The sequence below is a fragment of the Pseudomonas sp. LY-1 genome (assembly GCF_053502595.1).
Genome location: NZ_CP094353.1, coordinates 3,293,908 through 3,307,814 on the forward strand (window position 1 = coordinate 3,293,908; position 13,907 = coordinate 3,307,814).

General features: G+C 63.5%; 8 protein-coding genes and 1 pseudogene. 4 read left to right on the forward strand and 5 right to left on the reverse strand.

The window, feature by feature from the left end; genetic code table 11:
* The first annotated feature begins 147 nt into the window (after positions 1-147).
* Complete coding sequence (locus tag MOQ67_RS15040; RefSeq protein WP_198717225.1) at positions 148-1,551, forward strand: MFS transporter; 1,404 nt, start codon at positions 148-150, stop codon at positions 1,549-1,551.
* Positions 1,552-1,584: 33 nt separating this feature from the next.
* Here MOQ67_RS15040 and MOQ67_RS15045 read toward each other — a convergent pair whose 3' ends face one another.
* Entirely contained in the window at positions 1,585-2,505 is a 921-nt protein-coding gene (locus tag MOQ67_RS15045) for a bifunctional helix-turn-helix transcriptional regulator/GNAT family N-acetyltransferase (protein ID WP_079443987.1), read from the reverse strand.
* A 90-nt stretch (positions 2,506-2,595) separates the two neighbouring features.
* On the reverse strand, positions 2,596-3,600 hold the full coding sequence (locus MOQ67_RS15050; RefSeq protein WP_046491024.1) for a DMT family transporter: 1,005 nt from the start codon (positions 3,598-3,600) through the stop codon (positions 2,596-2,598).
* Between the two features lie 91 nt (positions 3,601-3,691).
* Between MOQ67_RS15050 and MOQ67_RS15055 the strand changes: the two genes are divergently transcribed.
* Positions 3,692-4,600, forward strand: coding sequence for a LysR substrate-binding domain-containing protein (locus MOQ67_RS15055; RefSeq protein WP_198717227.1), 909 nt, complete (start codon positions 3,692-3,694; stop codon positions 4,598-4,600).
* A gap of 118 nt (positions 4,601-4,718) precedes the next feature.
* On the opposite strand, the gene MOQ67_RS15060 is transcribed toward MOQ67_RS15055, so the two are convergent.
* Entirely contained in the window at positions 4,719-8,774 is a 4,056-nt protein-coding gene (locus MOQ67_RS15060) for a molybdopterin-dependent oxidoreductase (RefSeq protein WP_448675946.1), read from the reverse strand.
* Between the two features lie 517 nt (positions 8,775-9,291).
* On the opposite strand from MOQ67_RS15060, the gene nirB reads away from it, so the two are divergent.
* Positions 9,292-11,853, forward strand: a complete 2,562-nt coding sequence (gene nirB / locus MOQ67_RS15065; protein ID WP_198717229.1) for a nitrite reductase large subunit NirB — start codon at positions 9,292-9,294, stop codon at positions 11,851-11,853.
* Complete coding sequence (nirD, locus tag MOQ67_RS15070; protein ID WP_017846422.1) at positions 11,853-12,215, forward strand: nitrite reductase small subunit NirD; 363 nt, start codon at positions 11,853-11,855, stop codon at positions 12,213-12,215. The genes nirB and nirD overlap by 1 nt, the downstream gene beginning before the upstream one ends.
* Before the next feature lie 74 nt (positions 12,216-12,289).
* Here nirD and MOQ67_RS15075 read toward each other — a convergent pair whose 3' ends face one another.
* Complete coding sequence (locus MOQ67_RS15075; protein WP_411567472.1) at positions 12,290-13,330, reverse strand: methyl-accepting chemotaxis protein; 1,041 nt, start codon at positions 13,328-13,330, stop codon at positions 12,290-12,292.
* 252 nt (positions 13,331-13,582) lie between these two features.
* Positions 13,583-13,855, reverse strand: a pseudogene (locus MOQ67_RS15080) (PAS domain-containing protein); the annotation flags it as partial.
* Between the last annotated feature and the right edge of the window lie 52 nt (positions 13,856-13,907).

The window sequence follows — 13,907 nt, forward strand, 5'->3', positions numbered from 1 at the left end:
ATGGCCAGCGCTGTATCCGCATAACCCCCAGATAAACGGTAATCTTTCAGATTGACAGCGCAGAGGGCGCCCGCTATAAAAGTCGCAGTTGTACGACGACATATGACGTTACATATGTCTTATCTAACAAAAATAAAAAGTGATGCCATGAACTTGAACGAGCCCATCAACGCCCATCGCGTGGGCCAAGCGGTAGGCAACTATCGCTGGACCATCTGCGCGATGCTGTTCTTCGCCACCACCGTCAACTACCTCGACCGCCAGGTGCTCAGCCTGTTGGCGCCACAGTTGTCCACGCAATTTGGCTGGAGCAACACCGATTACGCGAACATTGCGGCGGTGTTCCAGTTTGTCTATGCGATTTCCATGCTGTTCGCCGGGCGGTTCGTCGACAAGATCGGCACCAAGGCGGCCTATGTCGTGGCAATCGGCATCTGGTCCACCGGCGCCATCATGCATGCGTTCGCGGTGCCGATGGGTGAGGGGATCGCGGCCGTGAGCGGCGCGATTGGCCTGGCGGTGATTCCGGTGTCGATCGCGGGCTTTATGCTGTCCCGTGCGGTACTGGCGATCGGCGAGGCGGGCAACTTCCCGATTGCGATCAAGGCCACCGCCGAGTATTTCCCCAAGAAAGAACGCTCGCTGGCCACCGGCATTTTCAATTCGGGCGCCAACGTCGGCGCGATCCTGGCGCCGATCTGTGTGCCGCTGATCGCCGGGGTGTGGGGCTGGGAAGCGGCGTTCATGATCATCGGCATGCTCGGCTTCATCTGGGTCGCGGTGTGGGCCGCGCTGTATGAAAAGCCCGATCAGCAAAAACGCCTGTCGGCCGAGGAACTGGCCTACATCCGCAGCGATCAGACGGTCCAGCCGTTCACCGCGCAGGCTGCAGGCGCGGCGTCGCAAAAAGTCTCATGGTTCAAGCTGCTGACCTATCGCCAGACCTGGGCCTTTGCCTTCGGCAAGTTCATGACTGACGGCGTGTGGTGGTTTTTCCTGTTCTGGCTGCCGACTTATCTGTCGGCGCAGTACGGCATGAAAGGCGCCGATATCGTCATGCCGCTGGCGGTGCTGTACAGCATGACCATGGTCGGCAGCATCGGCGGCGGCTGGTTCCCCAGCTACTTCATGGCGCGTGGTGATGCGCCCTACGACGGCCGCATGAAAGCCATGTTGGTCATCGCGCTGTTTCCGCTGGTGGTGCTGCTGGCGCAACCGTTGGGCTATATCAGCTTCTGGGTGCCGGTGTTGCTGATCGGCGTGGGAGCGTCGGCGCACCAGGCGTGGTCGTGCAATATCTTCACTACCGTGTCCGACATGTTCCCGCAGAAAACTGTGGCCTCGGTGGTCGGTATCGGCGGCATGGCCGGTGGCCTGGGCGGGGTGGTGATGACCAAGGTCGGCGGCTGGGTGTTCGATTATTACAAGTCCATCGGCGATGTCCACACCGGCTACATGATCATGTTCGCGATCTGTGCGCTGGCGTACCTGGTGGCCTGGAGCGTGATGAAGACGCTCGTGCCGCGCCACAAGGAAATCACCGATCTGTAAACCGGGCGGGGCTTGAGTCGTGCCAGCCCCGCATCACAACGCACGCGCCCAGGTCTGGCTGACCAATGGCTTGCCGAAACTGAGGGTGGGCTCTTCTTCAACCAGCTCAAAACCGGCTTTCTGGTAGAGCCTGCGTGCGTCGGTGAGGGCGCTCATGGTCCACAGCATCATGCGCGTGTACCCGGCATGTCGGGCAAAGCGCAGGCATTCGTCCACCAGGCGCTGGCCGATGCCCAGGCCCCGCGCACTCGCGTCGACGTAGAGCATGCGCAACTTAGCGGTGCTGTCGTCATGGCGCACGACGAACACTGAACCTACCACCGCGCCGTCTTTCTCCGCGATCCAGCAGCGCTCACGGGTCGGGTCGAACTCGCGCAGGTACTTGGCGACAATCTCCGCCACCAACGCTTCGAACTCCCAATTCCATTGGTATTCTCGCGCATACAGTGCCGATTGCTGCTGCACCACCAGGCCCATATCGCCGGGTTGTGGGTCACGCAATACGTAGCTCGGCGCGCTGCCTTGCAGCAACGTCTGAATGCGCTGCATGGCTGCGGTCAATTGCTGTTGTTGCGGCTCGGGCAAGGCACTCAATAAGGCCATGACTTCTTGCTGGGTTTTCTCTTCCAGCGGAGCCAGGACTGACCGGCCGAGGTCGCTGAGGTGCAGTTGCACCGCGCGCGCATCGGTGATCGAGCGGACTTTCTGGATCAAGCCCTTCTTCTCTAGCCCGCTGATCAACCGGCTCAAATAACCCGCGTCGAGACTGAGCATCTGACACAAGTCGGCGCTGGTCAGGTCGCCACGCGAGGACAGTTCGTACATCACCCGGATTTCGGTGAGGGAGAAGTCGCTTTGCAGCAGGTGTTCCTGCAGCACGCCGATCTGGTGCGTATAGAAACGGTTGAAGCCGCGCACGATACCGGCGCGCTGCACAAGCAGGGGAGTGGACATGATGTGCGCTCTAATAGTTGCCTTGGGCAATTATATTGTTGCCTTAGGCAATTATGTCAATGGGCTTAATCCCGTCGAGCAACACCGTCATCAGCGCGGCAACGATGGCTTGCGCGTCTTTCTGCACCAGATGCCCCGCGTGCGGGTCGTCGATGCACCTTCCGTCAGGATGATACGAATGGCCATGACCACACCGCTCAGCACCGCAGCGAGGCCGGCGGTTTCCATCAGCGACGGCCAGCGCCCGTGAAACCCCAGGCCCAACAGGGTGGCGAACAGTGATTCAAGCGCAATCAATTGGCCGCTGAGCACCATGGGTAGGCGTCGGGTCGCGGCATTCCAGGCCCAGGCGCCGACCACGGTGGACATCACCGCGATGGTCAGGCTCCAGGCATACAGCGGCCCGGCATGGGCAAAGCCGAATCCCAGGCTCGGCAGTTCGAGCAGGCCAAGGGTATACATGACCGGTAACAGGCATAGGGTCGTGCCACCGGCACCGACCAGCATCAGCGCGGTCCAGAGGCCGGTGACTTGCGCTGGAAGGTTTGCCAGCTGTTTTTGGTTGATCACGCTGAACCCTAACCATAAGGCGACCGCGCTCAGTGAGAACAACACGCCTGCCAACCACGAGCGGTTGCCCACTGAGGGCTGATGGAGGCTGCCGATATTCGACAGCACGAGGCCCAGCGTGAGGCACGCCAAGGGCAACACCAGGCGCCGCCACTGAACGGTCTTGTGCCGGGTGTTGCCGATCAATGCGAGCAACACCGGCACCATGCCGACAAACGCGGGCGTCAGCACCGGGCCGCCAAACATCACGCCAGCGGCAATGCACAGGCCGTAACCGAGGCAACCCAATGCGCCCAGCGCTGCGGCGAGCCAGAGCTGGCCTGGCCGAAGCCGCCGCAGTTGGCCGCGGCACAGCAGTACCCCGACGACACCCAGCCCACCGACGATCAAAAACCGCACGGCCATCAGGTCGTAAAGGCTGTAGTCGCCGGTGACATAGGGCGCAATGAAGTTCAGCGCCCAGCCGAGGGTCGCAATGAGCGCAAGGACGACACCGGCGAACAGTGAGGTGTGACTGGAAGTCATCAGGGTTTTCCATGAGGTGGTGGGTCATGGTGCATAACCGTGGGGCTGTGCTACAAACGAGTTCTCGGTCCTGGATGCATAACCTCAGATTATGAATACACTCGGCAAGACCTTACCGCCGCTCGCCAGCTTGCTGCCCTTCGAGGCGGCCGCGCGTCTGGAGAGTTTCTCCAAGGCCGCCGATGAACTGCACATCACCCAAGCCGCCGTCAGTCGGCAGATTCGCGGGCTTGAGGGCAACCTGGGGGTGAAGCTGTTCTGTCGGCGCAATCGCGCGGTGTTTCTCACGCAAGAGGGGCATGAACTGGCGCGGGTGGTCAGCCAGGCACTGCACCGCATCAGCGAGGGCGCCGCCACGCTGCGCGCGTCGCCCCGGCGCAACCGTGTGGTCCTGCTCTGTCAGTTGTGCGAAGCGTTTTATTGGCTGATGCCGCGCCTGTCGAGCTTCCACCAGCAATACCCGGCCATCGAAATCCAAGTGGTGACGTCCACCCGGCCTCTCACCGAATACAACGATCACTTCGATGTGGCCCTGCAAAGCACGCGGCGCGCCAGCGGCTCGCATCCGCTGATGTTCACTGCCTCCGATGAGGTGTTCCCGGTATGCAGCCCGGCCTACCTGAGTGCGGAACGACCGCTGCACCTCAGCGAGCTGCAGCCCTGTACGTTTTTGCACCACAGCTCCGAGCCGCCCCATTTGATGGAGTGGGACAGCTGGTTGCAGGTGTTCGGTCAGACGCTGGCCAGCGACGCGCGCAGCGCCTCGTTCGACAGCTACCCGCTGATGCTCCAGGCCGCTGTCGAAGGGCATGGGATCGCCATGGGCTGGCGGCGCACCGCGAGCCGGCTGATTGAAAGCGGGGCGCTGGTAAGGCCGTGTGTCGAGAGCGTGCATTTACCGCAGGCGCTCTCGGTCTACCGACAGCAGGGCGGCGGCAATCGCCCCGAGGTGATGGCGCTGTTGGCCTGGCTTGAGGCGCAACTGCAGGATGAGGGCTGACTGGAGCGAAGCCGCTCCCGCCACCCAGGTGGCAATATTGGTGTTCTACACGCGGGATTTCAGCGCTGATGTCATCGGTCACGCCGACACTGAAGTGGCGTGACCGTTCTGTCACGGCTCAGTAGACATCGCGCAAGTAACGCTTCTGCTCACTCATCCGCCGCCAGTAATCGACGGCGCTCTCGACGCCCAGCCCGCCGTGGCGATGGGCAACCTGGCGCAGGGCCTGGTCGACATCCTTGGCCATGTGGCTGGCATCCCCACAGATATACAACTGCGCACCTTCCTGCAGCCAGCGCCACAGCTCGGCGCCGTGTTCGCGGATGCGATCCTGCACGTAGATCTTCTGCGCCTGGTCGCGGGAAAACGCCAGGCTCAGGTGGCTGAGCAAACCGTCGCGCTGCATGCCCTGCAGTTCATCCTGGTAGTAAAAATCGCTCGCCGCATGTTGCTCACCGAAAAACAGCCAGTTGCGGCCCTGATGCCCCAGGGCCCGACGTTCCTGCAAAAACGCGCGGAAGGGCGCCACACCGGTGCCGGGGCCGATCATGATGATCGGCACATCGCCGTCGGCGGGAAGCCGGAAGTGCTTGGAGGGCTGCACGAAAACCGGCACTTCGCCGTTGCCAGCACGGTCGGCGAGGAAGGTGGACGACACCCCCTTGCGCTTGCCGTAGCGCACGGCCGCCACGGTGAGGTGGACTTCACGCGGGTACGCCTTGGCGCTGGACGCGATCGAATACAAGCGCGGTTGCAGGCGCTTGAGCGTGCCGAGCAGTTCGTCCGCCGAGCAGTCGATGGGGTATTCGTGCAGCACGTCCGCCAGTTGCCGGCCCCACAGCCAGTCTTTCAGTTCGGCTTTGCGCTCAGGTTCGAGCAGGTGTTTCAGGCCTGGCTTGGCGCTGCGTGCGGCAATGAAGGCCAGGGTCTCGCTGTTGGGCCGGGCAATTTCAAAGTGCTCGGTCAGGGCCTGGTGCAGCGGCACGTCGCCGAGTCTGTCGATGTTTACGCAGGTACTGGAACCCAGGCGCGTCAGCTCGAGCAGCTCGCTGACCAGTTCCGGGCAGTTGCGTGGCATCACTCCCAGGGCGTCGCCGGCTTCGTAGGTCAGCGCGGAGTCCGCCAGGTCCAGGGAGAACTGGCGGGTTTCCTTGTGCGGGCTTTGCTGGTTCAGGTGCAGGTTGAGCAGCAACCGTGACGCATGAGGCTTGGGTTTGCCGCTCGGCGTGGCGAGCGCGACGGGCGTTGCCGGGTTGAGGGTGTGTAGGAACTGTGTGAACCAGGCATCGGCGCGCTCTTCGAATTCGGTATCGCAGTCGACGCGCTCCAGCAAGCGCGTGGCGCCCAATTCGAGCAGGCGCCGGTCGAGTTGTTTGCCGTGCTGGCAGAACTGGTCGTAGTTGGGATCGCCCAACGCCAGTACCGCGAAGCGCAGCGACTCCAGGCGGGTTTCGGCGAGGGTCAGGCTGTGCCAGAAACCTTCGCCGTTGTCCGGCGGGTCGCCGTCGCCGAAGGTGCTGCTGATCAGCGCGAGGTTCTGCGTGTGCGCCAGTTTGCTCGCGGGGAAGTCCGCCATTGCGCTCAGTTCCACCGCGATGCCGCCGGCGCGCAGGCGTTGGGCAAAGCGCTCGGCCAAGGCTTCGGCGTTGCCGGTTTGCGAGGCCCACAGCAAGGTGACGGCCGGGGTGTCGGCAGCGGGCGCCGGTGCCACGGCGCTGGCCTCGGTGCGGCTGAACAAACCGCCCAACAGGCCGTCCAGCCACAGCCGCGCGTCCCTGGCCACGGGCGCATTCGCCGGCAGCGTCGGAACACCGCTGGCCTGGCGCGCAGCACTGGATTGCAGGCCACTGAGAAAACCGGCGAGGTAGGTGCGCTCATTGTCGCTCAATGACGGCGACGGCAGGTTGCGGATGCCGACCAGGTCGGCGAAGGCGTCGAGGCGCGACATGGCGAGTTCCTCTGTTAAGGGGGAAACGGGGTGGGCGGCCGGTGCCGATACATCGAGGAACTGGTGCTCGATCAGCTCGACCCGTTGCAGGGCGACCGCACAGAACTTGAACTCGGGCTGCAGCGAAATCGGGTCGACCGCATCATGGGTCACGGCGTTGATCGCCAGGTTGTCGCCGAACACATCGTTCCAGTGAAACGGCGCAAAACAGTTGCCCGCCCGCACACGGTCACTGATCACCGCGGGCAGCACGGCGCGGCCGCGTCGTGAGCGCACCTCGACCGGGTCTTTGTGCTTGATGCCCAGGCTGGCGGCGTCGTCGGGGTGGATTTCCACGAAAGGGCCGGGGTTGAGTTTGTTCAGCGTGGCGACCTTGCCGGTCTTGGTCAGGGTGTGCCACTGGTGTTGCAGGCGGCCGGTGTTGAGCACGAACGGGAACGCTTCATCGGGCATTTCCGCCGGGGACAGGTGTGGGCGCGGGAAAAACCGGGCTTTGCCGTGTTCGGTGGCGAAAACGATCGTCGGCTGGTGGCCGTCGGCGTCGGTCTTGAGGGGCTGGTTGATGCCGTTATTCAGGTAGCGGATCGGGTTGCGCTCTGCGGCCTCAATCGACGCGCACGGCCATTGCAGCGGTCGTTCGCGCAGGCGCGCATGGCTGGCGCCGCGGATGTCGTAGCCGGTGGCGGGGTTCCAGGCGCGCTTGATCTCGTCGAACACCTCGGCGGCGGACGCATACGTGAAGGCGTCGGCGAAGCCCATTTCGCACGCGACCCTGGCGATGATCTGCCAGTCGGCCAGCGACTCGCCGGGTGGCTCCACGGCTTTTTGCATCAGGGTCAGGTTGCGCTCGGAGTTGATCATCACCCCTTCGGCTTCGGCCCACAGCGCGCCGGGCAAGAGGATGTCGGCGTAGCGATTGGTCTCGGTATCGAGGAACGCATCCTGGGTGATCACCAGTTCGGCGCTTTGCAGCGCCTTGATCACGGTCTGGCGATTGGGCGCGCTGGCCACCGGATTGGTGCAGATGATCCAGCAGGCTTTGATCTGCCCGGCCGCCATTTGTTCGAACATGCCCACGGTGCCACTGCCGGCCTGGCGCGGCAGGCTGTCGGCGGGCAGGTCCCACAGTGCTTCGATAAATGCGCGGTCGGCGTCGACCAGCACCGAGCGCTGCCCAGGCAGGCCGGGGCCCATGTAGCCCATTTCACGACCGCCCATGGCGTTGGGTTGCCCGGTCAGGGAGAACGGCCCGCTGCCGGGGCGGCAGATCGCGCCGGTGGCCAGGTGCAGGTTGCACAGCGCGTTGGTGTTCCAGGTGCCGTGGGTGCTTTGGTTGAGGCCCATGGTCCAGCAGCTCATCCACTCGGCGGCCTGGCCGATCCAGTCGGCGGCTTGGCGGATGTCGGCTTCGGCCAGTCCGGTCAGTTCGGCGACCCGCTGCGGCGGGTAGTCTTCCAGAAAGCCGGGCATGGCCTCCCAGCCTTCGGTGAACGCGGCGATAAAGGCCGGGTCGGTGTGCCCGTTTTTCACCAGCAGGTGCAGCAAACCGTTGAGCAGCGCGAGGTCGGTGCCCGGCTTGATCGGCAGGAACAGGTTGGCCTTGTCGGCCGTGGCGCTGCGCCGCGGGTCGACCACGATCAGTCTGGCGCCGGCCTTGACCCGGTCCATCATGCGCAGGAACAGGATCGGGTGACAGTCGGCCATGTTGGCGCCGATCACGAAGAACAGGTCGGCGCGGTCGAAGTCTTCATACGAGCCGGGCGGCCCGTCGGCACCGAGGGAGAGTTTGTAGCCGCTGCCGGCGCTGGCCATGCACAGGCGTGAGTTGGATTCGATATGGGCGGTCCGCACAAAGCCCTTGGCCAATTTGTTGATCAGGTACTGGGCTTCCAGCGACATCTGCCCGGACACGTAGAACGCCAGGGCGTCCGGGCCATCGCGGTCGAGGATGGCGCGCAAGCGGCCGGCGGTCTCGCTGATGGCCTTGTCCATGCCGATCCGCACCGGGTCATGCTCCCGCGCCTGGCGCAGGTAGGCGTTTTCCATGCGGCCGGACTCGGCGATGGCTTGCCCGCAGGTGGTGCCTTTTGTGCAGAGCCGGCCGGCGTTGGTGGGGTGGGCCTTGTCGCCGATCACCTTGACCACGCGGTTGTGCTCGACCTGCATGACGATGCCGCAGCCCACGCCACAATAAGGACACACGCTGCGTACACTTTGGTTTGCCATCGGTAACCCTCGGATCATTTCTGCCGCCCATAAAAAAACGCCCTGCAACCCTCCGTTGGAAACGGGGATTACACGGCGCCTTTGTCGTGAGTGGCAGTCTGCGTTGACTGCTTGGTATGCGTATTCCTAGCAAGTCACGCGCCAGGTTTTTCACACGCCGCTGTGACGGGCCTGGTTGCCCCCAGCGCGGGCTCGTCACGCGCAGAAATGCACTTTTATGACGCCGGAGCGCACCAGTTGGAGGCACAACCAGCGGTGTCTGGCAGGGTTGAGCACCGTTTGCAGCCTTTGCGACGGGCATGGCGGCTGGTTGGCACAGAGCCTGCAAGCACTCTGTACAACCCAGCTCGGTCAACGACGATCGACAGGCCATACAGGTCATGGGCACCAGCGGTAGAACCGGCGAAGACGTCCGGGTCGACCCCGCATCAGAACAGGCAAAGACGCCTGGAACCGCAAGGTTTCAGGCGTTTTTTTTTGCTTTTTAAACCGTGATGAGCTTTGTCGGGTGCTTGATATGAATTCCACTCTCGCCAGTCTGAAACAGCTGAAAACCCTGATCGTCGTCGGCAATGGCATGGTCGGCCATCATTGTGTGGCGCAACTGATCGAGCGCGGCGCCCTGGAGCACTATCGCCTGCATGTGTTCAGCGAAGAGCCGATGCGTGCCTATGACCGCGTGCATTTGTCCGAATACTTCACTGGCCGTGATGCCGAGTCGCTGGCGTTGTCGCACGCTTCGCTGTACCAGACGCCGGGCGTGACCCTGCACCTGGGGGCGCCGGTACTGGAAATCGACCGCGCCCGCCGCGAGGTGATCACCGCTACGGGCAGCGTGGCGTATGACAAATTGGTCCTGGCGACCGGCTCTTACCCGTTTGTGCCGCCGATCGACGGCGCGCAAGGCGATTCGCGGCTGGTTTACCGTACCCTTGAAGACCTCGATGCCATCCGTGGCGCCGCCGCGAATGCGCGGCGTGGCGTGGTGGTCGGCGGTGGCCTGCTCGGCCTGGAAGCCGCTAACGCCCTGAAAAGCCTGGGCCTTGAAGCCCATGTGGTGGAGTTCGCGCCGCGCTTGATGCCGGTGCAACTGGATGACTTCGGCGGGCTGGCGCTCAAGGCGCAGATCGAGCGCCTGGGCGTGGGCGTGCATTTGTCCCGCGCCACCCAATCGATCAGCGCAGGCGAGCAGTACCGCTATCGCATGAACTTTGCCAATGACGAATTTCTGGAAACCGATCTGATCGTGTTCTCCGCCGGCATCCGCGCCCAGGACGCACTGGCCCGCCAGGCCGGCCTGGAGATCGGCCCGCGCGGCGGGGTGGTGATCAACGATGAATGCCTGAGCAGCGACCCGGACATCTACGCGATCGGCGAATGTGCGTCGTGGAACGGCAGCCTGTTCGGCCTGGTCGCGCCGGGTTACCAGATGGCCCGAGGGGTGGCCGCCCTGTTGTGCGGGCAGACCGCCGAGCCCTTTGTCGGCGCGGACATGTCGACCAAACTCAAACTGCTGGGGGTGGACGTGGGGTCCATCGGCGACGCCCATGCACACACCCCCGGTGCGCGCAGCTACCAGTTCATCGACGAGGCCAGCGCCAGCTACCGGCGCCTGGTGGTGGACGCCAGCGGCAAGCAGGTGATCGGCGCGGTGCTGGTCGGCGACAACAGCTACTACGACACCTTGCTGCAGTACATGCAGAACGGCATTGCGTTGCCGTCCGAACCGGCCGGCCTGATCTTGCCGTCGTCCGCCGGCGCACCGAGCCTCGGCCCTGGCGCGTTGCCGGAGTCGGCCACCGTCTGCTCCTGCCATAACGTCACCAAAGGTTCGATTTGCGCGGCCATCGACAGCGGTTGCGCCGACCTCGGCCTGCTCAAGGCGCAGACCAAGGCCTGCACCGGTTGCGGCGGCTGCGCCGGTTTGCTCAAGCAGGTGTTCGAGCATGAACTGGTCGCCCGTGGCGTCAGCGTCGACAAGAGCCTGTGCGAACACTTCGCCTACACCCGTCAGGAGTTGTATGCCCTGGTACGCGTGGAAGGGGTGATCACCTTCGAAGAGTTGCTGGCCAAGCACGGCCGTGGCCACACCGGTTGCGATGTATGCAAACCGGCGGTGGGCTCGATCCTCGCATCGTGCTGGAACCAACCGATCATGGACGCCTCGCTGGTGCCGTTGCAGGACACCAACGACACGTTCATGGCCAATATGCAGAAGAACGGCACCTATTCGGTGGTGCCGCGTATTCCGGGCGGCGAAATCACCGCAGAAAAACTCATCGCCATCGGTGTGGTCGCGCAGAAATACCAGCTCTACACCAAGATCACCGGCGGCCAGCGTATCGACCTGTTTGGCGCGCAACTGCATGAGTTGCCGGACATCTGGGCCGAGCTGATCGACGCCGGGTTTGAAACCGGGCACGCCTACGGCAAATCCACGCGCACGGTGAAGTCGTGCGTCGGCAGCACCTGGTGCCGCTACGGCGTGCAGGACAGCGTGAAAATGGCGCTGCTGATCGAGGACCGCTACAAGGGCCTGCGTTCGCCGCACAAGCTCAAGTTCGCGGTGTCCGGCTGCACCCGCGAATGCGCCGAAGCGCAAAGCAAAGACGTCGGTGTGATCGCCACCGAGAAGGGCTGGAACCTCTACATCGCCGGTAACGGCGGCATGCGCCCACGCCACGCCGAGCTGTTCGCGACCGACCTGGATGACGCCACGCTGATCCGCTACATCGACCGCTTTCTGATGTTCTACATCCGCACGGCCGACAAATTGCAACGCACCTCGGTGTGGCGTGAAAGCCTGGAAGGCGGCCTGGGTTTCCTCAAGGACGTGATCCTCGACGACAGCCTGGGCCTGGGCGCCGAACTCGAAGCGCAAATGCAACTGGTGGTCGACCGGTACGAATGCGAATGGGCCAACGCCCTCAAAGACCCGGAAAAACTCAAACGCTTCCGCACCTTCGTCAACGACAAACGCCCGGATCCGGACATCCATTTTGTCCACGAACGCGGCCAGCGCCGGCCGATCATGGCCGCCGAACTCAACCTGATTCCCGTCATCGAGGAGCTTGCCTGATGAGCCAGTCCAACACTTTGCGTAACCTTGCCACCTGGAAAAGCGTGTGCAGCGAAAGCGACCTGGTGAACAATTCCGGCGTGGTGGTGTGGTACGACGGCGCGCAAGTCGCGCTGTTCTACCTGCCGGACGCGCCGGACCAGACCCTCTACGCCATCGACAACCATGACCCGGAATCCGGCGCGAACGTGATCGGCCGCGGGCTGGTCGGCAGTATCAAGGGCGATCTGGTGGTGGCTGCGCCGATCTACAAACAGCATTACCGTCTGGCGGACGGCCAATGCCTGGAGGCACCGCAGCAGCGCTTGCGGGTATGGCCGGTGCGGTTGAATGCGGGGGTGGTGGAGTTGGGGGTGAGTTGAGGCGAGGTCGGCCGAAGGCGCCCATCCTCCAGCTGCCTGCGGCATGTGGAGAATGGGCGCGTGCCTATCCGCCGTCAGCGGTTGAAGCGTTCAACCAGTGCGTATTGGGTGGACGCGGTGTGGGTCAGTTCCTTGCTCAGGTCCGCGGATTGATGGGCCTGGACCGACGTCTGGTCGGCCAGTTCGGCGATGGTGGTGATGTTGCGGCTGATCTCTTCGGCCACCGCGCTTTGTTCTTCGGTGGCGGCGGCGATCTGGGTGGTCATCTCGGTGATGTGGGACACCGCTTCGCTGATGCCGACCAGCGCCTGGTCGGCCTCAAGTACCCGGGCCACGCCTTCCTGCGCCTGGCGCTGGCCGTGTTCCATGCTTTGTACAGCGTTGCTGGACGATGCCTGGAGCTTGGTGATCAAGTCATGGATCTGGGTGGTGGAGTGCGACGTGCGTTGCGCCAATTGGCGGACTTCGTCGGCGACTACGGCAAAGCCGCGGCCCATATCCCCGGCACGCGCCGCCTCGATCGCGGCGTTGAGGGCCAGCAGGTTGGTCTGGTCGGCGATGCCTTTGATCACGTCGACGACAGTGCCGATTTCGTCGCTGTCGCGGGCCAACTGCGCCACGGTGACACCGGTTTCGCCGACCACGGCGGAGAGGCGCTCGATGGCTTCGCGGGTATCGCGGGCCACCTCGCGGCCACGCCCGGTCAGCACGTTGGCTTGCTGGGTGGCATCCGCGGTGCGCTGCACGTGGCTGGCGACTTCCTGGGTGGTTGCGGCCATCTGGTTGACGGCGGCCGAGACCTGCTCGGTTTCGACGCGTTGACGGTCAAGGCCGGTCGAACTGGCCGTGGCCAGTCGGTTGGATTGCCCGGCCAGCGCGTTGAGCTGCTCGGCACTGTCCTGCAGGCGGGTGAGGCAGGTTTTCAGCCGAGCGTTCTGGCTGAGGAACGCGGTTTCCAGGCGGCCCTGGGGGCCGCGTTCATCGCTGTACATCTGCGCAATCAGCGCATCCGAGGTCGACGGTTCGATGCCCGAAAGCAAGCGTAACGTTGCACGCCGACGCACCTGCGCGCCGATCATGCTCACGGGCACTGCAACGGCTACCGCCACGGCCATGGCCAGCGGCGCACTGAGGAACAGCCCGCCCACGGCGCCGGCAAGCCCGGTGGCGACGTAGGGCACGCTGTCGAATAACGTCGACAGCCAACTGTCCCGGCGCGAAACCGCCGATTTGTTCTGGCTCAAACGCCGGTAAAGCGCCTGGGCACGTCGGATTTCATCGGCGCTCGGCTTGACCCGTACCGACTCGAAGCCCACCACGCGGCTGCCTTCGAAGATCGGTGTAACGTAAGCATTGACCCAATAATGGTCGCCGTTTTTCGAGCGATTCTTGACGATACCCATCCACGGCAGGCCTTGCTTGAGCGCGCACCACATATGGGAAAAAACGGCTGAGGGGACGTCGGGATGGCGCACGATATTCTGCGGGGCGCCGATCAAGTCGGCGCGTTCAAAACCACTGATATCGACAAAAGCATCGTTGCAGTAAGTGATCATCCCGTTAACATCAGTTGCGGAGATGAGCTTCTGCGAAGGCGCGAGGGAAATCTCGCGCTGTGTCACGGGTTGGTTATTGCGCATTCGACTACTCCCAGAATTGCCTGTAGGACATCGGCAAGCATTCAGATAAGTT